22 protein-coding genes are annotated in these 19,956 nt (G+C 51.3%); 11 read left to right on the forward strand and 11 right to left on the reverse strand.

All coding sequences use genetic code 11. The features are described 5' to 3' along the window. The first annotated feature begins 298 nt into the window (after positions 1-298). Together chiP and chiQ are read left to right on the forward strand one after the other, a co-directional pair. Positions 299-1,705, forward strand: coding sequence for a chitoporin ChiP (chiP, locus tag G434_RS02420; protein WP_001258828.1), 1,407 nt, complete (start codon positions 299-301; stop codon positions 1,703-1,705). A gap of 49 nt (positions 1,706-1,754) precedes the next feature. Beyond that, positions 1,755-2,081: a ChiQ/YbfN family lipoprotein gene (gene chiQ / locus G434_RS02415; protein WP_000733592.1), complete on the forward strand. Its 327-nt coding sequence runs from the start codon at positions 1,755-1,757 to the stop codon at positions 2,079-2,081. An 84-nt stretch (positions 2,082-2,165) separates the two neighbouring features. Here chiQ and fur read toward each other — a convergent pair whose 3' ends face one another. From fur to ybfF, 5 genes are all read right to left on the reverse strand, one after another. Next, positions 2,166-2,612: a ferric iron uptake transcriptional regulator gene (gene fur, locus G434_RS02410; protein WP_000131702.1), complete on the reverse strand. Its 447-nt coding sequence runs from the start codon at positions 2,610-2,612 to the stop codon at positions 2,166-2,168. Then, positions 2,605-2,691 (reverse strand): fur leader peptide, encoded by an 87-nt coding sequence (gene uof / locus G434_RS0126145; RefSeq protein WP_001695552.1) that lies wholly within the window; start codon positions 2,689-2,691, stop codon positions 2,605-2,607. Before uof ends, fur begins: the two co-directional genes overlap by 8 nt. A 209-nt stretch (positions 2,692-2,900) precedes the next feature. Next, positions 2,901-3,431, reverse strand: a complete 531-nt coding sequence (fldA, locus tag G434_RS02405; RefSeq protein WP_001018618.1) for a flavodoxin FldA — start codon at positions 3,429-3,431, stop codon at positions 2,901-2,903. A 139-nt stretch (positions 3,432-3,570) separates the two neighbouring features. Beyond that, entirely contained in the window at positions 3,571-3,864 is a 294-nt protein-coding gene (gene ybfE / locus G434_RS02400) for a LexA regulated protein (protein ID WP_001300829.1), read from the reverse strand. A 139-nt stretch (positions 3,865-4,003) separates the two neighbouring features. Further along, a complete protein-coding gene (gene ybfF / locus G434_RS02395) occupies positions 4,004-4,768 on the reverse strand; it encodes an esterase (protein WP_000773283.1) in 765 nt (254 codons plus the stop codon). Positions 4,769-4,952: 184 nt separating this feature from the next. Between ybfF and seqA the strand changes: the two genes are divergently transcribed. From seqA to G434_RS02380, 3 genes are all read left to right on the forward strand, one after another. Further along, positions 4,953-5,498, forward strand: a complete 546-nt coding sequence (gene seqA, locus G434_RS02390; protein ID WP_000848387.1) for a replication initiation negative regulator SeqA — start codon at positions 4,953-4,955, stop codon at positions 5,496-5,498. A 25-nt stretch (positions 5,499-5,523) separates the two neighbouring features. After that, positions 5,524-7,164, forward strand: coding sequence for a phosphoglucomutase (alpha-D-glucose-1,6-bisphosphate-dependent) (pgm, locus tag G434_RS02385; protein WP_001295675.1), 1,641 nt, complete (start codon positions 5,524-5,526; stop codon positions 7,162-7,164). A 204-nt stretch (positions 7,165-7,368) separates the two neighbouring features. Then, a complete protein-coding gene (locus G434_RS02380) occupies positions 7,369-7,863 on the forward strand; it encodes a hypothetical protein (protein WP_000851058.1) in 495 nt (164 codons plus the stop codon). A 111-nt stretch (positions 7,864-7,974) separates the two neighbouring features. On the opposite strand, the gene kdpE is transcribed toward G434_RS02380, so the two are convergent. Genes kdpE through kdpF form a run of 6 tightly spaced genes read right to left on the reverse strand, consistent with a single transcriptional unit; the run spans position 7,975 to position 15,740 of the window. Continuing rightward, on the reverse strand, positions 7,975-8,652 hold the full coding sequence (gene kdpE / locus G434_RS02375; RefSeq protein ID WP_000186111.1) for a two-component system response regulator KdpE: 678 nt from the start codon (positions 8,650-8,652) through the stop codon (positions 7,975-7,977). Continuing rightward, a complete protein-coding gene (gene kdpD / locus G434_RS02370; protein ID WP_001309343.1) occupies positions 8,649-11,333 on the reverse strand; it encodes a two-component system sensor histidine kinase KdpD in 2,685 nt (894 codons plus the stop codon). The genes kdpE and kdpD overlap by 4 nt, the downstream gene beginning before the upstream one ends. Continuing rightward, on the reverse strand, positions 11,326-11,898 hold the full coding sequence (gene kdpC / locus G434_RS02365) for a K(+)-transporting ATPase subunit C (RefSeq protein ID WP_001309344.1): 573 nt from the start codon (positions 11,896-11,898) through the stop codon (positions 11,326-11,328). Before kdpC ends, kdpD begins: the two co-directional genes overlap by 8 nt. A gap of 8 nt (positions 11,899-11,906) precedes the next feature. Next, a complete protein-coding gene (kdpB, locus tag G434_RS02360; protein ID WP_000087926.1) occupies positions 11,907-13,955 on the reverse strand; it encodes a potassium-transporting ATPase subunit KdpB in 2,049 nt (682 codons plus the stop codon). Positions 13,956-13,977: 22 nt separating this feature from the next. After that, positions 13,978-15,651, reverse strand: coding sequence for a potassium-transporting ATPase subunit KdpA (gene kdpA, locus G434_RS02355; RefSeq protein WP_000126623.1), 1,674 nt, complete (start codon positions 15,649-15,651; stop codon positions 13,978-13,980). Further along, positions 15,651-15,740, reverse strand: coding sequence for a K(+)-transporting ATPase subunit F (gene kdpF / locus G434_RS0126155; protein WP_001365534.1), 90 nt, complete (start codon positions 15,738-15,740; stop codon positions 15,651-15,653). The genes kdpA and kdpF overlap by 1 nt, the downstream gene beginning before the upstream one ends. A 312-nt stretch (positions 15,741-16,052) precedes the next feature. Between kdpF and G434_RS02350 the strand changes: the two genes are divergently transcribed. From G434_RS02350 to phrB, 6 genes are all read left to right on the forward strand, one after another. Continuing rightward, complete coding sequence (locus tag G434_RS02350; RefSeq protein ID WP_000424927.1) at positions 16,053-16,259, forward strand: YbfA family protein; 207 nt, start codon at positions 16,053-16,055, stop codon at positions 16,257-16,259. 524 nt (positions 16,260-16,783) lie between these two features. After that, positions 16,784-17,137, forward strand: a complete 354-nt coding sequence (locus G434_RS02345) for a hypothetical protein (protein WP_001033414.1) — start codon at positions 16,784-16,786, stop codon at positions 17,135-17,137. Between the two features lie 82 nt (positions 17,138-17,219). Then, positions 17,220-17,504, forward strand: a complete 285-nt coding sequence (locus G434_RS02340) for a hypothetical protein (protein WP_001309346.1) — start codon at positions 17,220-17,222, stop codon at positions 17,502-17,504. Between the two features lie 12 nt (positions 17,505-17,516). Continuing rightward, the gene (locus G434_RS02335; protein WP_000790734.1) at positions 17,517-17,924 is read left to right on the forward strand and encodes a contact-dependent growth inhibition system immunity protein; all 408 of its coding nucleotides are present in this window, start codon (positions 17,517-17,519) and stop codon (positions 17,922-17,924) included. Positions 17,925-18,008: 84 nt separating this feature from the next. After that, entirely contained in the window at positions 18,009-18,518 is a 510-nt protein-coding gene (locus tag G434_RS02330; RefSeq protein WP_001076021.1) for a YbgA family protein, read from the forward strand. Beyond that, positions 18,515-19,933 (forward strand): deoxyribodipyrimidine photo-lyase, encoded by a 1,419-nt coding sequence (gene phrB, locus G434_RS02325; protein WP_000207154.1) that lies wholly within the window; start codon positions 18,515-18,517, stop codon positions 19,931-19,933. The genes G434_RS02330 and phrB overlap by 4 nt, the downstream gene beginning before the upstream one ends. The last annotated feature ends 23 nt before the right edge of the window (positions 19,934-19,956 follow it).

The following is a 19,956-nucleotide window of genomic DNA, read 5'->3' on the forward strand; positions in this document are numbered from 1 at the left end:
AATCACAAAACATAATTAAATAAAATGTAACCGCTTTCATCTTGCTGGAATTTCACGTTTTTATTCTTCTGCAAGCCTTTCAACTGCAAACTTAAGCCTTGTAACAAAAATCATCAAAATATGTGCGGTTGCTCATGTTCTTACATTCTGGTTACAGAAAGAGATTGATAATTCGCGTCGCGAAAAATAGTCTGTTCCTGTAGTCAGCGAGACTTTTCTCAACGCTACTTTTTTAATTTTTATTTTTTTCGCTGTTCACCTTTGGTGCAGCAATTTATACGTCAAAGAGGATTAACCCATGCGTACGTTTAGTGGCAAACGTAGTACGCTGGCGCTGGCTATCGCCGGTGTTACAGCAATGTCGGGCTTTATGGCAATGCCGGAGGCTCGCGCCGAAGGATTCATCGACGATTCAACCTTAACCGGCGGTATCTATTACTGGCAGCGTGAACGCGACCGTAAAGATGTTACCGACGGCGACAAATACAAAACCAACCTTTCTCACTCCACCTGGAACGCCAACCTCGATTTTCAGTCCGGTTATGCTGCTGATATGTTCGGCCTTGATATTGCCGCGTTTACGGCGATTGAAATGGCGGAAAACGGTGACAGCTCTCACCCGAACGAAATCGCGTTTTCAAAAAGTAATAAAGCCTATGACGAAGACTGGTCCGGCGATAAAAGCGGTATAAGCCTGTATAAAGCAGCGGCCAAATTTAAATACGGTCCGGTTTGGGCGAGGGCAGGTTACATTCAGCCAACTGGTCAAACGCTGTTAGCGCCGCACTGGAGCTTTATGCCGGGTACTTATCAGGGGGCGGAAGCCGGGGCGAATTTTGATTACGGCGATGCTGGTGCGTTGAGTTTCTCCTACATGTGGACCAACGAATACAAAGCACCGTGGCATCTGGAAATGGATGAGTTTTATCAGAACGATAAAACCACCAAAGTTGATTATCTGCACTCCATCGGTGCGAAATACGACTTCAAAAATAACTTCGTACTGGAAGCAGCATTTGGTCAGGCGGAAGGGTATATCGATCAATACTTTGCCAAAGCCAGCTACAAATTTGATATCGCCGGTAGCCCGTTAACCACCAGCTACCAGTTCTACGGTACGCGCGATAAAGTTGACGATCGCAGCGTCAACGACCTTTACGACGGCACTGCCTGGCTGCAAGCATTGACCTTTGGTTACCGGGCGGCTGATGTAGTGGATTTGCGTCTGGAAGGCACCTGGGTTAAAGCCGACGGTCAGCAGGGATACTTCCTGCAACGTATGACTCCAACCTACGCTTCCTCCAACGGTCGCCTGGATATCTGGTGGGATAACCGTTCTGACTTCAACGCCAACGGCGAAAAAGCGGTCTTCTTCGGTGCGATGTATGACTTGAAAAACTGGAATCTTCCAGGCTTCGCCATCGGCGCTTCCTACGTTTACGCATGGGATGCTAAACCCGCTACCTGGCAGAGCAATCCGGATGCGTACTACGACAAAAACCGGACTATTGAAGAGTCTGCCTACAGCCTGGATGCGGTGTACACCATTCAGGATGGCCGCGCCAAAGGCACGATGTTCAAACTGCACTTCACCGAATACGACAACCACTCCGACATCCCAAGCTGGGGCGGCGGTTACGGTAACATCTTCCAGGATGAGCGTGACGTGAAATTTATGGTAATTGCACCATTCACCATCTTCTGATGCCCGACGCGGCAGGTTTTGTGCCTGCCGCACGTTTGAGGAATTTGCTATGAAAAAACTGATTCTCATCGCCATGATGGCATCGGGGCTGGTGGCTTGTGCGCAATCAACCGCGCCACAGGAAGACAGCCGTCTGAAAGAGGCATACAGCGCCTGTATCAACACCGCACAAGGTTCGCCAGAAAAAATTGAAGCCTGCCAGAGCGTGTTAAACGTGCTGAAGAAAGAGAAACAACATCAGCAGTTTGCCGACCAGGAAAGTGTACGCGTACTGGATTATCAGCAGTGTCTGCGTGCAACGCAAACCGGAAATGATCAGGCGGTGAAAGCCGATTGTGATAAAGTTTGGCAGGAAATTCGCAGTAATAACAAATAAGTGAGAGCTGTAACTCTCGCTTTTCTTATTTCCCTTGCATAAAAAAGCCAACCTGCAGGTTGGCTTTTTCTCATTCAGGCTGGCTTATTTGCCTTCGTGCGCGTGCTCATCTTCGCGGCAATCGCCTTCGGCACAGTGACCGTAAAGATAGAGACTGTGGTTAGTCAGGCGAATGCCATGTTTTGCGGCAATTTCACGCTGACGCGCTTCGATGGAGTCATCACTAAATTCGATTACCTTGCCGCAGTCGAGGCAGATCAGGTGATCGTGGTGATGTTGCTGTGTCAGTTCAAATACGGATTTACCGCCTTCAAAATTGTGGCGGGTGACGATACCAGCGTCGTCAAACTGGTTCAGTACGCGATATACCGTAGCCAGACCAATTTCTTCACCCATATCGATCAGACGTTTGTATAAATCTTCCGCACTGACGTGATGGTTGTCCGGCTCCTGAAGAACTTCCAGGATTTTTAAACGAGGAAGCGTTACTTTCAGGCCAGCTTTCTTTAGGGCGGTATTGTTATCAGTCATGCGGAATCTGTCCTGTTACTAAGCGGTTCACTTCATTAGGAGAAGTGACAGAATTTGCTCTTGAGATAATGCGTATCATTATAGAGTTGCCACGCCTAAATGAAAACCACAAGTCCCTGGCAAATATTGTTAATAAAAACGTGGCACAGCTTACATTTACAACGGCAAGGCCACTTGAACACCGGGACATTGTACAGGTACAACAGCAAAAGTTACAAATTTGTAGCAATTATTTTGATTGGCATTATCTATTAATACGGCGTAGACATGAGTCTACGCCGCATCACATCAGGCATTGAGAATTTCGTCGAGATGCAACTCTTCAGAAATCTGTTTAACCCATTTTTCTACACGTTCAGCGGTCAGTTCCGGCTGACGGTCTTCGTCGATAGCCAGACCGACAAAGTGGTCGTCATCTGCCAGACCTTTTGACGCTTCGAAATGGTAGCCCGCAGTTGGCCAGTGACCAACAATGGTTGCACCGCGCGGTTCAATGATGTCGCGGATGGTGCCCAATGCGTCACAGAAGTATTCAGCGTAATCTTCCTGGTCACCACAGCCAAACAGCGCAACCAGTTTGCCATTGAAATCAATCTCTTCGAGAGTCGGGAAGAAGTCATCCCAGTCACACTGCGCTTCGCCGTAATACCAGGTTGGGATGCCCAGCAGCAGAATGTCATATGCTTCCAGATCTTCTTTGCTGCTTTTTGCAATGTCATGGACATCGGCAACGTCTTTACCAAGCTGTTTTTGAATCATTTTTGCGATATTTTCGGTATTACCGGTGTCGCTGCCGAAAAAGATGCCAGTGATAGCCATGAGTGAAATAACCTCTTGAAACTTATTGAAATGGGGGTGGAAAATTGCCCACGGATAAAGGCAATCATAGCAGAACAGGCAGTCTTGCGGAATCAGCAAACGAGCAGGACTGCACACTGTGCTACATGAAAGTGGAAATTTAAACGATGCCCTGACTACGCAGCGCCGCCAGTTGCTGCATTAACATCTCTTCGATCAGTTCGCTACGGCTCATATTGCGCGATTCCGCCAGCTCGTTCAGCGCCTCGACAGCTTCCGCGTTCAGCTTCAGTTCGACACGCTTAAGGCCACGTACTTTGTCGCGTTTTAGCTGGTTGCGTTTATTAATACGCAGCTGTTCATCGCGCGAAAGCGGATTAGTTTTCGGTCGTCCCGGTCGACGCTCGTGCGCGAACAGATCTAATGTCGTACGGTCCGTTTGTTCTTTGGCCATGATTTTGGTGACTTCGGGGGAAACAATCAGCCAGGCCTCTGCCCGGATGGATAGCGCGCCATAATACATCAGCGCGATGAGTCACGCCAACGCCCGCGCGCGGAAAGCGACGCGGGCGCTGGGTTTTTAATCAGTTGCGTTAATCATTGAGATAGCGACGGATAGCGCGTAATACCGCATCCGGTTTTTCAGCATGGACCCAGTGACCCGCGCCTGCAATCACATGCGCCCGTGCCTGTGGAAATTGTGCCAGTAAATCATCGCGGTACTGCTCGCTAACATACGGAGAATTGCCGCCAGGGATAAACAGGGCAGGGAGATCCCATGCCGGGATTTTCTCCCAACCCACAATATGTGGATACTGTTCCCACAATACCGGCACGTTAAAGCGCCACTCCCCGTCAACAAAAGATTTCAACAGAAACTGAATCACCCCTTCTTCATTAAGATGCTGGCGCATTATTGCTGCTGCTTGCTGGCGAGTTTGTGCGTCCGATTCACTTACGGCGTTGATAGCCGCGAAAATCTCATCATGACGGCGTACGTGATAGTCGACCGGCGCGATGTCAATCGCCACCAATTTATCGATGCGATCGGGGGCCAGTGCAGTAAGTGCCATTACCGCTTTACCGCCCATGGAGTGACCGATAAATGTTGCTTTGTCGATCTGCTGTGCATCCAGAGTATCAACAAGATCCTGCGCCATCGCCGGGTAATTCATCACCGGATCTCTCGGTGAAAGACCGTGGTTACGCATATCAACCTGGATGATATTGTGATCGTTTACCAGATCGCGAGCCAGTACGCCAAGGTTGTCGAGGCTGCCAAACAGACCGTGGACAAGAACGATGGGAGAATTATTGTGCTGGTTTTGTGCAGTTTGCGCGCGGATATTCAATTTCATGGCAAAGTTCTTTTTTTCGCGTTGTCGGGTTAGGGTATTATGTTGACCATTGTGCCACAGGGCTGCAACAAATAAGGTTTATTCCGAGTTTTTCTGCAAGCCAGGCTTGACGCTATCCGCTGCCGGGATTTATTCATATACTCCTGGCGACTTGTATTCAGCTAAGACACTGCACTGGATTAAGATGAAAACGATTGAAGTTGATGATGAACTCTACAGCTATATTGCCAGCCACACTAAGCATATCGGCGAGAGCGCATCCGACATTTTACGGCGTATGTTGAAATTTTCCGCCGCATCACAGCCTGCTGCTCCGGTGACGAAAGAGGTTCGCGTTGCGTCACCTGCTATCGTCGAAGCGAAGCCGGTCAAAACGATTAAAGACAAGGTTCGCGCAATGCGTGAACTTCTGCTTTCGGATGAATACGCAGAGCAAAAGCGAGCGGTCAATCGCTTCATGCTGCTGTTGTCTACACTATATTCTCTTGACGCCCAGGCGTTTGCCGAGGCAACGGAATCGTTGCACGGTCGTACACGCGTTTACTTTGCGGCAGATGAACAAACGCTGCTGAAAAATGGTAATCAGACCAAGCCGAAACATGTGCCTGGCACGCCGTATTGGGTGATCACCAACACCAACACCGGCCGTAAATGCAGCATGATCGAACACATCATGCAGTCGATGCAATTCCCGGCGGAATTGATTGAGAAGGTTTGCGGAACTATCTAAAACGTTGCAGACAAAGGACAAAGCAATGGCAATCCACAATCGTGCAGGCCAACCTGCACAACAGAGTGATTTGATTAACGTCGCCCAACTGACGGCGCAATATTATGTACTGAAACCAGAAGCAGGGAATGCGGAGCACGCGGTGAAATTCGGTACTTCCGGTCACCGTGGCAGTGCAGCGCGCCACAGCTTTAACGAGCCGCACATTCTGGCGATCGCTCAGGCAATTGCTGAAGAACGTGCGAAAAACGGCATCACTGGCCCTTGCTATGTGGGTAAAGATACTCACGCTCTGTCCGAGCCTGCGTTCATTTCCGTACTGGAAGTGCTGGCAGCGAACGGCGTAGATGTTATTGTGCAGGAAAACAATGGCTTCACTCCGACGCCTGCCGTTTCCAATGCCATCCTGGTTCACAATAAAAAAGGTGGCCCGCTGGCAGACGGTATCGTGATTACACCGTCTCATAACCCGCCGGAAGATGGTGGTATCAAGTACAATCCGCCAAATGGTGGCCCGGCTGATACCAACGTCACTAAAGTGGTGGAAGACAGGGCCAACGCACTGATGGCTGATGGCCTGAAAGGCGTGAAGCGTATCTCCCTCGACGAAGCGATGGCATCCGGTCATGTGAAAGAGCAGGATCTGGTGCAGCCGTTTGTGGAAGGTCTGGCTGATATCGTTGATATGGCGGCGATTCAGAAAGCGGGCCTGACGCTGGGCGTTGATCCGCTGGGTGGTTCCGGTATCGAATACTGGAAGCGCATTGGCGAGTATTACAATCTCAACCTGACCATCGTTAACGATCAGGTCGATCAAACCTTCCGCTTTATGCACCTCGATAAAGACGGCGCGATCCGTATGGACTGCTCCTCCGAGTGTGCGATGGCGGGCCTGCTGGCACTGCGTGATAAGTTCGATCTGGCGTTTGCTAACGACCCGGATTATGACCGTCACGGTATCGTCACTCCGGCAGGTTTGATGAATCCGAACCACTACCTGGCGGTGGCGATCAACTACCTGTTCCAGCATCGTCCGCAGTGGGGCAAAGATGTTGCTGTCGGTAAAACGCTGGTTTCTTCTGCGATGATCGACCGTGTGGTCAATGATTTGGGCCGTAAGCTGGTAGAAGTCCCGGTAGGTTTCAAATGGTTTGTTGATGGTCTGTTCGACGGCAGCTTCGGCTTTGGCGGCGAAGAGAGCGCAGGGGCTTCCTTCCTGCGTTTCGACGGCACGCCGTGGTCCACCGACAAAGACGGCATCATCATGTGTCTGCTGGCGGCGGAAATCACCGCTGTCACCGGTAAGAATCCGCAGGAACACTACAACGAACTGGCAAAACGCTTTGGTGCGCCGAGCTACAACCGTTTGCAGGCAGCTGCGACTTCCGCACAAAAAGCGGCGCTGTCTAAGCTGTCTCCGGAAATGGTGAGCGCCAGCACCCTGGCAGGCGACCCGATCACCGCGCGCCTGACGGCGGCACCGGGCAACGGTGCTTCTATCGGCGGTCTGAAAGTGATGACTGACAACGGCTGGTTCGCCGCGCGTCCGTCAGGCACGGAAGACGCGTACAAGATTTATTGCGAAAGCTTCCTCGGTGAAGAGCATCGCAAGCAGATCGAGAAAGAAGCGGTTGAGATTGTTAGCGAAGTTCTGAAAAACGCGTAAACACATTAAATAAGAAAAAGGGCGGTCGGAAGATCGCCCTTTTTTACTTATGACTGCCTGATGCGCTACGCTTATCAGGCCTGCGAGGATGGTGCAATATATTGAATTTGCGCTATTTTGTAGGCCGGATAAGGCGTTCACGCTGCATCCGGCATGAACAACGAGCACTTTGCCAACAAACTGAATAGCTCAAGGGAATTCAAAATGAAGACCAAAAGGAGTCTGGTCGTCAGAGTGGCATTAATTACCGCCACACTACTACTGACAGCATGCGCCCAACCTGAACAATCATCATTAGCTGGTGACTGGTTACTGACCCCTAAAGATAAAACCAGAGGATTAACGGGTAGCATTGCGGTAAATATTGCGCCTTCCCGGTGTAAGACAAATTGCCGTGGCGATAACTTACCTGATAATACCCGCCGCTGGCAGTTGTCAGGCGGGAACGAAAAAGAACTTACTTATCTTCACGATATGTCACCACAAGAAAAGAGCAGTTTAAATCGTGGCTGGCAGTGCTACACCTCATTTTTTATGCGGGTTTGCCAGGGCAAGCCTGGCACTCGACCGATTGTTAATGAGGATTATGTCAGCGAAAGCGGATTTTTTGGCTCGATGATGCATGTCGGGATTATCGAGTTGCGACGCTGCCAGTCAGAAAAATGCCAGCAAGAGTTGAAACAGATAAATACGCATTAAACATATCGCGATGAGTGCCATGCCTGATGCGACGCTGACGCGTCTTATCATGCCTACGGGACGATGTGTAGGTCGGATAAGGCGTTCACGCCGCATCCGGCAATTCAGACCCTAAAGCATAAACCGATACCCAATACCGGTTTCAGTAATGAAGTGGCGGGGGCGGGCGGGATCTTGCTCCAGTTTTTGTCGCAGATGCCCCATATAAATACGCAAATAATGACTGTGTTCGACCGCGTTTGGCCCCCACACCTGGTTAAGTAGCTGGCGCTGGGTGAGCACTTTTCCCGCATTATTAAGCAACACCGCCAGCAGGCGGAACTCAATCGGGGTGAGATGCACCTCTTCCTCACCGCGATGGATCACTCGAGCCGCTAAATCGACGGTAACATTGGAAAATTTCACCAGCGGATCGGGCGTGGTGGTGGCAGAGTGGCGGCGTAATGCGACGCGCAGACGGGCCTGCAATTCGCCAATACCAAATGGCTTACTCAGGTAATCATCCGCTCCGGCATCCAGCGCGGCGATTTTATCGCTCTCTTCGCTACGTGCGGAAAGCACAATCACCGGCACCGCGCTCCACTGGCGCAGGTCGCGGATAAACTCAATCCCATCACCATCGGGCAGGCCGAGATCGAGAATAATCAAATCTGGCTTACGGGTAGCCGCTTCCAGCAAGCCGCGTTGCAGCGTTTCGGCCTCAAAGACGCGCATCCTATCGCCCTCCAGCGCCGTGCGCAGAAAGCGACGAATAGCCTGTTCATCTTCAACAATCAGAACGTTTGTCACATATCCTCATGAAATTCTTCAAGTTCAGGGGCAGTTTGCTGGGGAAGTGTAACACGAAAACAGGCACCACCTTCCGGTCGGTTGAACGCGGTAATGGTGCCGCCGTGTACATCCACAATCGCCCGACAAATTGCCAGCCCAAGCCCTACACCCGGCACCGCCGACTCTTTATTCCCGCGAGCAAACTTATCAAATATCGTCTGCTCCTGGCCTGGCGGAAGACCGGGGCCATTATCCCAGACATCCAGTTGTAGATTTTCGCCCTCAACGTGGGCATCGATACCAATTTCGGCCTGCGCACCCGCGTATTTCACCGCGTTCTCCAGCAGATTAATCAGCACCCGTTCAAAGAGTGGCCCGTCAACGTGGATTAAGGTCAGCGGTTCTGGCAGAGAAAGATTGATGGGCGACGATAAACCCGGTTCCAGCATTTGCAGCGCGCTGCCGACCACTTCTTCCAGCGTTAACCACTCTTTCTTCAAATTAAAGCCGCCGGACTGAATTCGCGCCATATCCAGTAGATTATTCACCAGTCGGGTCGTGTTCAGCACATGCTGACGAATCTCGCTGGCCTGGCGGGCGTGGGGCGATCCTTCGCTCGCCAGATCGAGCGTTAAGATTTCTGCCTGACCGAACAGCACCGTAAGCGGCGTGCGTAAATCATGCGAAAGCGCCGCCAGCAGGGCGTTGCGGATCTGTTCTCGTTCGCTTGCCATCCGCGCCTGTTCTTCGCTGGCGGTCAGTGTCAGCCGCTCAAGGGCATTGGCGACTAACAGCGTAAACGTCTCCAGCAGGCGTTGCTGTTCCGGGATCATCAACTGGCGCAGATTCCCCGGTTCCACCACCACCAGCCCGTAGGTTTTCTCGCCGCTTTTTAGCGGCAAAATCTGGTACGGTACACCGGGTAACGTGTCGGTGCCCGCGCCCGCAGGCAGGCCTTTATCAAAACTCCACTGCGCGATGGCATCGTCCCACGGCGTCATTCCTTGCGGATGTGTTAACGGCTGCAATTTACCGTTGTCATCGGGCAACAACACCTGACTGCGGGCATGAAACGTGGAGGCAATAAATTGTTCGCTGGTGGCGGCGATGTCCTGCGGACTGCGGCCCACCGCCAGAGCTTTCGACATTTCATATAAGTGCCGTGTGCGTTGCTCGCGGTAACGGGCTACCCGCGCCTGATAACGAACGCCAGCAGTAAGGTTCCCGATCACCAGCCCGACGGTTAACATCACCGCGAAGGTCAGCAGATATTGCACATCAGAGACGGCGAGCGTGCCGCGTGGGGCGATAAAAAAGAGATCGAAACTCACCACATTAATGACGGTAGCAACCACCGAAGGCCAGCGCCCATAAAATAGCGCCACCACCACCACGCCAAGTAGATACAGCATCACCAGGTTGGCGGCATCAAACGCCATCAGCCACTGCATGGCAATTAAGGTGATAACGGCGCATAACGCGGCGGCAACCACGCATCCCTGAATCTGTACCCGCCACTTGTCTTTAAACGAGCGGCTATCCGGCGCGTTGTTTATCGTGCGGGCGGGTGGTTCATCAAGCGCGACCAGCACCTGATCGAGATCGGGGGCGATGCGCGCCAGTCGGTCAGCAAACGTTTCCCGACGCCACCAGCGGCGCGAGGCCGGGCGACCGAGAATAATCTTGCCAAGATTATGTTCACGGGCATAACGCACTACCGCTTTCTCTTCCGCTGGATCAGAAAGTGTTGCCGTCTCTGCGCCCAGCTCCTGCGCCAGACGTAAGGCGCTGAGAATTGCCCGACGTTTTTTCTCCGGTAAGCGATGCAGGGCAGGGGTTTCAACATACACCGCGTGCCAGACGCTACCCAGCCGTGACGCCAGCCGCGCCGCCGCGCGGACCAGTTTTTCGCTGCCGGTGTTATGCCCGATGCATAAAAGGATCGCGTCGCGCGTGTGCCAGACTTTCTCTTCGCCAGGATGCCCCCGCCAGGCGCGCATTTGCTCATCTACGCGATCGGCAGTACGGCGCAGTGCCAGTTCGCGCAGGGCGATCAGATTGCCTTTGCGAAAAAAATGTTCAATGGCGCGTTCCGCCTGCCCGGCAATATAGACTTTACCTTCTTTCAGCCGTTGACGCAGATCGTCCGGGGGCAAGTCCACCAGCACCACGTCGTCGGCGGCATCGAAAAAAGGATCGGGCACGGTTTCCCGTACCTGAATTCCGGTGACGCCGCTGACCACATCATTCAGACTTTCCAGATGCTGAACGTTGACGGTTGTGAAAACATCAATGCCAGCTTCCAGCAGCTCTTCGATGTCCTGCCAGCGTTTAGGATGACGAGAACCTGGCGCATTACTGTGCGCCAGTTCGTCCATTAAGATCAGTGCCGGACGGCGGGCGAGGGCGGCATCGAGATCAAACTCGCTGATGTGCCGCCCACGGTACGCCTGGCGTTTTAACGGCAGAACAGCCAGCCCTTCCAGCATTGCGGCGGTATCTTTCCGCCCGTGGGTTTCTACCACGCCAACCACAATATCCAGCCCTTGCGCCCGCAGTCGCTGGGCTTCTGCCAGCATCGCCCAGGTCTTCCCGACGCCTGCGCAGGCACCGAAGAAAACTTTCAGCTTCCCCCGATGCGGCGCGGCAGTTTGTTCCAGCAGACGATCGGGGTCGGGACGTAAGGGTTCGTTATTCATCAAGCTTATCCAGCGCCAGATTGAGTTCGACAATGTTGACGACCGGCTGGCCGATATATTTCACCAGCGGTTGTTGGCTGTATTTTGCGATCAGTTGCGTGAGCTGTTCAACGCTGAGATTACGCGCTTTCGCCACGCGTGGGATCTGCCAGGCTGCCGCTTGCGGGGTGATGTTATTGTCCAGCCCGCTTGCCGATGCCGTCACCAGTTCAACCGGAACGTTCGCGCTGGCATCAGGGTTAGCGGCCCGTAATGCAGCAACGCGTGCGGCTATTAGTTTATCCAGCTCAGGGTTACTGACCGCCAGATTGCTCCCGCCAGAAGCCTGTGGATTATAGGGCATTTCTGCCGTTGCCGACGGGCGACCATGAAAATAGCCGTTGCCGGTAAAATTCTGCCCGATTAATGCCGAACCGCGCACCGTATCACCTTCACGGATCAACGAACCGTTGGCCTGCCAGGGAAACCACCATTGCCCCAGCGCGGTGGTTAGCAGCGGGTAAACGCCGCCAGTAATCAATAACAGAAAGATAAATGTCGATAATGCCGGACGTAATCCACGCATGGTAAACCTCACACCAGACCGCAAACGGTCAGCAGTAAATCAATGACTTTGATACCAATAAACGGCACCAGCAGCCCACCCAGACCGTAAATCCATAAGTTACGGCGCAACATGGCAGAAGCGGTAAGCGGTTTATAACTCACGCCTTTTAACGCCAGGGGAATCAAAAAGACGATAATCAAGGCGTTGAAAATGACCGCACTGAGGATTGCGGAGTCGGGCGAATGCAGGCGCATGATGTTCAGCGCATTTAACTGTGGATATGTTGCCGCGAACGCCGCCGGAATAATGGCGAAGTATTTCGCCACATCGTTGGCAATGCTGAAGGTGGTCAGCGAGCCACGGGTCATCAGCATCTGTTTGCCAATGTGCACCACCTCGATCAACTTGGTCGGGTTAGAGTCGAGATCCACCATATTGCCCGCTTCTTTCGCCGCCTGAGTACCGGAGTTCATCGCTACCGCGACATCTGCCTGCGCCAGCGCCGGAGCATCATTGGTGCCGTCGCCGGTCATCGCCACCAAACGGCCTTCCGCCTGATACTGACGAATCAATGCCAGCTTGGCCTCCGGTGTCGCTTCGGCGAGAAAATCATCGACGCCCGCTTCCGCAGCAATGGCGGCGGCAGTCAGACGGTTATCGCCGGTAATCATCACCGTTTTAATGCCCATTTTGCGCAGCTGGGCGAAGCGCTCTTTAATACCGCCTTTGACGATATCTTTCAGCGCAATAACGCCCAGCACACGGGAACCTTCCACCACCACCAGCGGCGTGGCCCCCTGACGCGCAACCTGATCGACTTTTTGATCGACATCGGCAGGGAAGTGACCACCATTAGCCTCAACATGGCGGCGAATGGCATCGACAGAACCTTTACGGATCATGCGGTTGTCGATGTTGATCCCGCTCATCCGGCTTTGCGCAGTAAACGGTACAAAGGTGGCATGGAGCGACTGCACATCGCGCTCGCGCAGATTAAAACGCTGCTTGGCGAGGATCACAATACTGCGACCTTCCGGCGTTTCATCAGCCAGCGAAGCCAGTTGTGCGGCGTTGGCCAGCGTTTTTTCCTCTACGCCCTGCGCAGGGATAAACTCCGATGCCTGACGGTTACCTAGCGTGATGGTGCCGGTTTTATCCAGCAGCAGGACGTCAACGTCACCCGCCGCTTCAACTGCACGTCCGCTGGTGGCAATCACATTCGCGCCCAGCATCCGACTCATCCCGGCGACGCCGATCGCTGACAACAGACCGCCAATGGTCGTTGGGATCAGACAGACCAGCAGCGCCACCAGTACCGTTACGCTGACTGCATTACCGCCCCACGCGGAAAACGGCCACAGCGTGGCGGTTGCCAGTAAAAAGACGATAGTCAGGGCAATCAGCAGGATGGTCAGGGCAATCTCGTTTGGCGTTTTACGTCGCTGCGCGCCTTCCACCATCGCGATCATCCGATCCAGAAATGTCTCGCCGGGGTTAACGCTGCACTCAATCACCAGCCAGTCAGAAAGAATACGCGTGCCGCCAGTGACGGAGGCAAAATCGCCGCCGGATTCACGGATCACCGGTGCCGATTCCCCGGTGATGGCGCTTTCATCGACCGATGCGCCCCCTTCAATGACTTCACCATCGCAGGGGATAATATCGCCAGCTTCTACCAGTACGATATCGCCTTTACGCAGTTGATCGGCGGGAACTTTGTCCGCCGCAGCGCCATATTTCGGCTCACGCAGCTTGCGGGCAAAGGCAGTTTTTTTCACCCCTTTCAGACTGTTGGCCTGCGCTTTACTGCGGCCTTCTGCCAGCGCCTCGGCGAAATTAGCGAACAGTACGGTGACCCACAGCCAGCCGCTAATTGCCGCGCTAAACAGCGCATTGCCAGGCATCGCACCGCTTGCCATTGCGATGCAAATACAGGTGGTCAGCAAACTGCCGATCCAGACGATAAACATCACCGGATTGCGCCATTGCGCCTGCGGGTTTAATTTTTTCACCGCTTCTTTCAGCGCCTGAAGGACAAGTGTTGGTTCGAATAGCGCCAGTTGTTTACGACTCATATTCAGTGCTCACTCAATATCATCAGGAGAGATATTCCGCCACCGGACCAAGCGCCAGGGCAGGGATAAAGGTCAGTGCGCCAACCAGCAACACGGTGCCGATTAACAGGCCAACAAACAGCGGGCCGTGCGTTGGCAGCGTGCCGGAGCTGGCGGGTTGGCTCTTTTTACTCACCAGCGAACCGGCAATTGCCATCACCGGGATAATCACCCCGAAGCGACCAACAAACATGCAGAACGCCAGTAAACAGTTCCAGAACGGAGAGTTGGCGCTTAATCCGGCAAAGGCGCTGCCGTTGTTGTTAGCGGCGGATGACACGGCGTACAGCACTTCGCTAAAACCATGCGGGCCAGGGTTGAGCATGGCGCTACGTCCGGCGTCGGTCATCATTGCCAGCGCCGCGCCCATCAGCACCAGCGTCGGGGTGACCAGAATCGCCAGCGCGGTCAGTTTCATCTCACGTACGTCGATTTTTTTACCCAGATATTCCGGTGTACGACCAATCATCAGCCCGGCAATAAACACCGCCAGCAGAACAAACAGCATCATGCCGTAAAGACCAGAACCGACACCGCCGAATACCACTTCACCAATTTGCATCAGCCACATCGGCACCATGCCACCGAGAGCGGTAAACGAATCATGCATCGCAATCACCGCGCCACAGGAAGCCGCCGTAGTCACGACCGCAAACAGGCTACTGACCAGCACGCCGAAACGGCTCTCTTTACCTTCCATATTGATGCTGCTGTCCGCACCCAGCGCCAGCAGATGAGGATTACCCTGAACTTCTGCCCACATCACCACGCCTACGCAGATGACAAAAATCACTGACATCGCCCACAGCAACATGCGCCCCTGACGGCGATCGCCCGCCACTTCGCCAAAGGCAAAGCACAGTGCCGTTGGGATCAAGAAGATCGCCAGCATCTGCACGAAGTTGGTCAGTGCGGTTGGGTTTTCAAACGGATGCGACGAGTTGGCATTAAAGAAGCCACCGCCGTTAGTGCCGAGCATCTTTATCGCTTCCTGAGAAGCCACCGGACCCATGGGTAACAGCTGTTGCGCTCCTTCAACGGTATTCACTGCCTGATAGGGCAGAAAGTTTTGCAGCGCACCTTGTTGAATAAAAAACAGTGCGATCAACAACGCCACAGGGACTAGCACCCATAACGTGATGCGTAGCAGATCGACCCAGGCATTCCCGAGTGTGCTCATGCTCTGGCGGGTAAATGCACGAATGAGGGCAAAAATCACCGCAATCCCGCTGGCGGCAGAAAGAAAGTTTTGCACCGTTAAGCCCGCCATCTGGCTGAAATAGCTCAACGTGGTTTCACCGCTGTAAGATTGCCAGTTGGTATTGGTGACAAAGCTGACGGCAGTATTCAGCGCCAGATCCCACGACAGCCCCGGCAACTGCTGTGGGTTAAGCGGCAGATAGTGCTGACCGAGCAACATAAAAAACAGCACCGCCAGCCCCAGCATGTTCAGGCCGAGAATGGCACAGAGATATTGCTTCCAGTTCATCTCACTGTCAGAGACGCCAGGTAAACGAAAGAGTACGCGTTCAACACCCGCTGTACCGGGAAGAGGTATGTCATTAATCAGCCGCGCCAGCCCGCTGCCTAAAGGACGTGCCAGCACCATTAACACCAGTAAAAACGTGGCGATCAGTAAGAACCCTTGCGCAGTCATCAGAACGCCTCCGCATTGATCAGGGCATAAACCAGATAACCCAGTAATAAAAACACCAGCAACACGCCGGCTATCACGCCTGCACTCACAGTGCACCTCCAGTGGCCTAAAAGTGATACCGGAAGGGTAGAATTCTGGCTGCAAAGATTTCGCAAAAATCTGCGGGCGGGGTGTAAAAAAAGTATAAAAATGGCAAAAGCCATGATTTAACTAATGATTAGTATTAATTTAACTTTCATGTAACTTAATTACACGGTGAATGCAAATAAACCATCAATAAGCAAAAATAAGTGGTCGGATGAGTAGTAAAATTACACAAAAGGCGGTACTATTTTCATCAGATAAACAAATTCATTTTTCCGGTGCCATTCACCGGGTAGATACAAAAGGGGGAGAAAAGTATGGAACTCTACAGAGAATATCCTGCATGGCTTATCTTTTTACGCCGTACTTATGCGGTTGCAGTGGGCGTTCTGGCGCTGCCTTTCATGCTTTTCTGGAAAGACCGCGCCCGCTTTTACAGCTATCTGCATCGCGTCTGGTCGAAAACCAGCGATAAACCGGTTTGGATGGATCAGGCCGAAAAGGCAACCGGTGATTTTTACTGATTGCTGAGTTCTGAATACATTGAAAACCGCCAGCGGAAACGCTGGCGGTTTTTTTTTGGTTAGGATCGCAGCACAAGGAACTGGAATCAGGGGTTTTTTATATACTCGTCATACTTCAAGTTGCATGTGCTGCGACTGCGTTCGTTCACCCCAGTCACTTACTTATGTAAGCTCCTGGGGATTAATGAGAGACATCCATGTCTCTCACCGAAGGTCAGCCTGCGACTGGGCAAATTCGTTCCTGACGAATTTGTCACTCGCTTGTCGCCTTCCTGCAACTTGAATTATTTAGAGTATAATCGCCAATGTAGTAGATGATGCACTATCTGGGCAGTTAGTGGCTTTCTAAAACATTACTGCGTCATGAATATTTAGGTTGAATATCTGGCGGAAGTCAGGTTCATAAAGTATTATTAGCGCTTGCCTACAAAGCAATATGTATTTCCGTGATGAGTTATTGAAAATTAAAAGCGAATATATATTCATCACAATAACCGATAATTAACCGCTCAGGTATTCTTAACATGAATAAAATCATAGAATATATAAATAAAATTGAATTTGACATGTCAATCAAATTTCCTCCAGTGTATAAACGTTTCTTAATAGAAGAAATTAAAGATAGTGAGGCCTATGAAATAACTAATAAGAAGCATGAAATATTATATCTGTATAACTATTCTGATCTTATTGAAAGAAATGAAACATATGATATTCAACGAGTGGAGCCTGACTATTTTTTGATAGGTCAGGATGGGGATTTAGGCTATTTTATCTATGTTGGGAGTGCTAAGGAAAGTGATACCATATTTAGTATTGATTTAGGTGCCTTAGGAGCCATGGAGTTTTCAGTAGAAGCTGATGATGTATATTTTTGATTTTTATATTGTAATAAATTTATAAATGTTAATTTCATCTTTTTTAGATAGACGATTTACGACTAAAATTTAACTGGATGATATGGAAATTAAAATGCAAGATGTTAGTGTTATTCTTAAATTAATTGCCAGAGGCTTGATTGATATCAGAACTGCAGCTAACTCTGGAAATGCAAAGGCTTGTTTTATATTGTCTGATTTTATACATGTTCTGCCTCATACAGCTAATTGTATGGTCAATGATGGACGGCGTTATGAAGATGTTGTGCATGATTTGTATGAGCGGGCTAAAATTAAGAACATGGATGATTGGCTTGAAAATGCTTTAAATGATATAGAATTAAATCAGAAAAATCATAGCAAATAAAGACATTATAAAATGAAAAATAAAGAAACCCTAAAACAGATTTATCACCTGCAATATGATTCATTCGCTTTCAAAAGTGGTTTAATAAACTGGTATAACTCTTTATTGGATAAAACACCGGATGAACTGGATGAAAATGATATTGCCAAAATGCTTCGTCAGAATATCTTACCAGCGCTTGCTGTACAAAAAGCAATTGAGATGATAGAGATTAATCTTATGGTAGGTTATTTATATAATGGAGAATTATTGCTGGTATTGAGTAATCTCATCGGGAGTGACTATTTTTCTCCTTTGCATTTGCTGCAATTAAAAAATATCATCAGTAAATTTTATGGCAACATGTTAAACGCTTCTACCATGAGTGATGAAGAAAAGAAACTATTTATCGCCACCATGAAATTTATTATGAGTTATTGAATTTCTTTACCGATCTCATTTATTCGTTTCGTTTTTTCAATACTGCCGTCTACACTTACTCCTGTAAACCGTTCAGGAGCAGTAATGAATCAGCAACGATTTGATGAAAGCACCCTAATCCGTATCTTCGCTCTCCACGAGTTACATCGACTGAAAGAACATGGCTTAACGCGCGGGGCGCTTCTCGATTATCACAGCCGCTATAAACTCGTCTTTCTGGCCCATTCCCAGCCGGAGTACCGCAAACTTGGCCCGTTTGTGGCTGATATTCACCAGTGGCAAAATCTGGATGACTATTACAACCAGTACCGCCAACGCGTAATTGTTTTGCTTTCTCACCCTGCCAACCGGCGCGATCATACTAACGTTTTGATGCACGTTCAGGGGTATTTTCGCCCGCATATTGATTCCACAGAACGCCAGCAGCTGGCGGCGCTTATCGACAGTTATCGCCGTGGCGAGCAACCGCTTCTTGCGCCGCTGATGCGTATCAAACACTATATGGCGCTTTATCCTGACGCCTGGCTTTCAGGGCAGCGTTATTTCGAACTTTGGCCGCGTGTGATTAACTTGCGCCATGCAGGAGTTTTATGACTACCCATCTGGTCTGGTTTCGCCAGGATTTACGTCTGCACGATAATCTCGCACTGGCTGCCGCCTGCCGCAATTCGTCTGCACGCGTGCTGGCGCTGTATATCGCTACACCACGCCAGTGGGCGACGCATAACATGTCGCCGCGTCAGGCTAAACTTATCAATGCTCAACTGAATGGGCTACGAATAGCGCTGGCGGAAAAAGGTATTCCTTTATTGTTCCGTGAAGTGGATGACTTTGCCGCCAGCGTCGAAATAATTAAACAGGTGTGCGCGGAAAACAGCGTTACTCATCTTTTTTATAACTATCAGTATGAAGTGAATGAGCGGGCGCGGGATGTGGAAGTTGAAAGAGCGCTGCGTAACGTGGTGTGTGAAGGATTTGATGACAGCGTGATCCTGCCGCCGGGGGCGGTGATGACTGGCAATCATGAGATGTACAAAGTCTTTACGCCATTTAAAAACGCCTGGCTGAAACGGCTGCGAGAAGGGATGCCGGAGTGCGTCGCTGCGCCAAAAGTACGTAGCAGCGGAATGATAGAACCCGCGCCATCCATTACGCTGAATTATCCTCGTCAGCCTTTCGATACTGCGCATTTCCCGGTGGAAGAGAAAGCGGCGATTGCGCAATTACGCCAGTTTTGCCAGAGCGGAGCAGGGGAGTACGAGCAACAGCGAGATTTCCCTGCGGTAGAAGGCACCAGCCGTTTGTCCGCCAGCCTGGCAACGGGCGGGTTATCGCCTCGCCAGTGTCTGCATCGCCTGTTGGCGGAACAGCCGCAGGCGCTGGAAGGTGGGGCCGGTAGTGTCTGGCTTAATGAGTTGATCTGGCGCGAGTTCTACCGCCATTTGATGACGTATTATCCCTCGTTGTGTAAACATCGTCCGTTTATTGTCTGGACGGATCGTGTGCAGTGGCAGCGCAATCCCGCACATTTACAGGCCTGGCAGGAAGGCAAAACGGGATACCCGATTGTCGATGCTGCCATGCGTCAGCTTAACAGCACTGGCTGGATGCATAACCGGCTACGGATGATTACAGCCAGTTTTTTGGTGAAAGATTTATTGATCGACTGGCGCGAAGGCGAGCGGTATTTCATGTCGCAGCTGATTGATGGTGATTTGGCAGCCAATAACGGTGGCTGGCAGTGGGCCGCTTCAACCGGAACCGATGCAGCGCCGTATTTTCGTATTTTTAACCCGACAACCCAGGGCGAGAAATTTGACCGCGAAGGCGAGTTTATCCGCCGGTGGCTACCGGAACTGCGCGATGTACCAGGGAAAGCGGTGCATGAGCCGTGGAAGTGGGCGCAGAAAGCAGGTGTGACGCTGGATTATCCGCAACCGATAGTTGATCACAAAGAGGCAAGGCTGCGAACGCTGGCAGCGTACGAAGAAGCGAGGAAAGGAGCCTGATAAAACGCAGCGAGCGTTTTATC

Source organism: Escherichia sp. KTE172 (assembly GCF_000408845.1).
Classification (GTDB): domain Bacteria; phylum Pseudomonadota; class Gammaproteobacteria; order Enterobacterales; family Enterobacteriaceae; genus Escherichia; species Escherichia coli.

What these genes read in the sequence shown, in the direction of transcription:
- phrB (WP_000207154.1), top strand. Translation starts at nt 18,515, where the DNA reads ATGACTACCCATCTGGTCTGGTTTCGCCAGGATTTACGTCTGCACGAT.
- fldA (WP_001018618.1), bottom strand. Translation starts at nt 3,431, where the DNA reads ATGGCTATCACTGGCATCTTTTTCGGCAGCGACACCGGTAATACCGAA.
- pgm (WP_001295675.1), top strand. Translation starts at nt 5,524, where the DNA reads ATGGCAATCCACAATCGTGCAGGCCAACCTGCACAACAGAGTGATTTG.
- G434_RS02380 (WP_000851058.1), top strand. Translation starts at nt 7,369, where the DNA reads ATGAAGACCAAAAGGAGTCTGGTCGTCAGAGTGGCATTAATTACCGCC.
- uof (WP_001695552.1), bottom strand. Translation starts at nt 2,691, where the DNA reads ATGATACGCATTATCTCAAGAGCAAATTCTGTCACTTCTCCTAATGAA.
- G434_RS02350 (WP_000424927.1), top strand. Translation starts at nt 16,053, where the DNA reads ATGGAACTCTACAGAGAATATCCTGCATGGCTTATCTTTTTACGCCGT.
- chiP (WP_001258828.1), top strand. Translation starts at nt 299, where the DNA reads ATGCGTACGTTTAGTGGCAAACGTAGTACGCTGGCGCTGGCTATCGCC.
- G434_RS02345 (WP_001033414.1), top strand. Translation starts at nt 16,784, where the DNA reads ATGAATAAAATCATAGAATATATAAATAAAATTGAATTTGACATGTCA.
- kdpC (WP_001309344.1), bottom strand. Translation starts at nt 11,898, where the DNA reads ATGCGTGGATTACGTCCGGCATTATCGACATTTATCTTTCTGTTATTG.
- seqA (WP_000848387.1), top strand. Translation starts at nt 4,953, where the DNA reads ATGAAAACGATTGAAGTTGATGATGAACTCTACAGCTATATTGCCAGC.
- kdpD (WP_001309343.1), bottom strand. Translation starts at nt 11,333, where the DNA reads ATGAATAACGAACCCTTACGTCCCGACCCCGATCGTCTGCTGGAACAA.
- chiQ (WP_000733592.1), top strand. Translation starts at nt 1,755, where the DNA reads ATGAAAAAACTGATTCTCATCGCCATGATGGCATCGGGGCTGGTGGCT.
- G434_RS02330 (WP_001076021.1), top strand. Translation starts at nt 18,009, where the DNA reads ATGAATCAGCAACGATTTGATGAAAGCACCCTAATCCGTATCTTCGCT.
- fur (WP_000131702.1), bottom strand. Translation starts at nt 2,612, where the DNA reads ATGACTGATAACAATACCGCCCTAAAGAAAGCTGGCCTGAAAGTAACG.
- kdpB (WP_000087926.1), bottom strand. Translation starts at nt 13,955, where the DNA reads ATGAGTCGTAAACAACTGGCGCTATTCGAACCAACACTTGTCCTTCAG.
- G434_RS02340 (WP_001309346.1), top strand. Translation starts at nt 17,220, where the DNA reads ATGGAAATTAAAATGCAAGATGTTAGTGTTATTCTTAAATTAATTGCC.
- kdpA (WP_000126623.1), bottom strand. Translation starts at nt 15,651, where the DNA reads ATGACTGCGCAAGGGTTCTTACTGATCGCCACGTTTTTACTGGTGTTA.
- ybfF (WP_000773283.1), bottom strand. Translation starts at nt 4,768, where the DNA reads ATGAAATTGAATATCCGCGCGCAAACTGCACAAAACCAGCACAATAAT.
- ybfE (WP_001300829.1), bottom strand. Translation starts at nt 3,864, where the DNA reads ATGGCCAAAGAACAAACGGACCGTACGACATTAGATCTGTTCGCGCAC.
- G434_RS02335 (WP_000790734.1), top strand. Translation starts at nt 17,517, where the DNA reads ATGAAAAATAAAGAAACCCTAAAACAGATTTATCACCTGCAATATGAT.